We start from the raw sequence: 493 nt of genomic DNA, 5'->3' as shown, positions 1-493 counted from the left end.
GGTAGATGATTGGGGTGAAGTCGTAACAAGGTAGCCGTATCGGAAGGTGCGGCTGGATCACCTCCTTTCTATGGAGATTCGTTTCCTGCGATGGAAACATTCAAATATGAAGCGTAAGCTTCAATAATTCATCATTCCATTTGTTCAGTTTTGATGGAACTTGTGAGGGGGCATAGCTCAGCTGGGAGAGCGCCTGCCTTGCACGCAGGAGGTCAGCGGTTCGATCCCGCTTGGCTCCACCAATTACAATTTCATCTATAACCGTTTGGAGATCATCAACTCTTCAGGAGTTGATTGATAATCACACAGCTTTGCACCTTGAAAACTGGATACCGAAATGAAATTGCGTTTTAGAATATTCCTTTAAGCTGATCTTGTGTAAACAAGTGAAATAAAGGTAGCATATCGTATTTACAATGTAGATACTAGGTTAAGCTACAAAGAGCACACGGAGGATGCCTAGGCGCCAGGAGCCGACGAAGGACGTGGCGAA

General features: G+C 45.0%; 1 tRNA gene and 1 rRNA gene. Both read left to right on the top strand.

From position 1 onward, the window contains the following. Positions 1–68, top strand: a 16S ribosomal RNA gene (locus G9G57_RS25305); the annotation flags it as partial. Positions 69–166: 98 nt separating this feature from the next. After that, positions 167–242, top strand: a tRNA-Ala gene (locus tag G9G57_RS25300). Positions 243–493: the final 251 nt, after the last annotated feature.

The organism is Paenibacillus sp. EKM211P (assembly GCF_011066175.1).
GTDB lineage: Bacteria > Bacillota > Bacilli > Paenibacillales > Paenibacillaceae > Paenibacillus > Paenibacillus polymyxa.
Note: the sequence above shows the minus strand (reverse complement) of the source record. Positions and strands in the feature narration are given on the sequence as shown.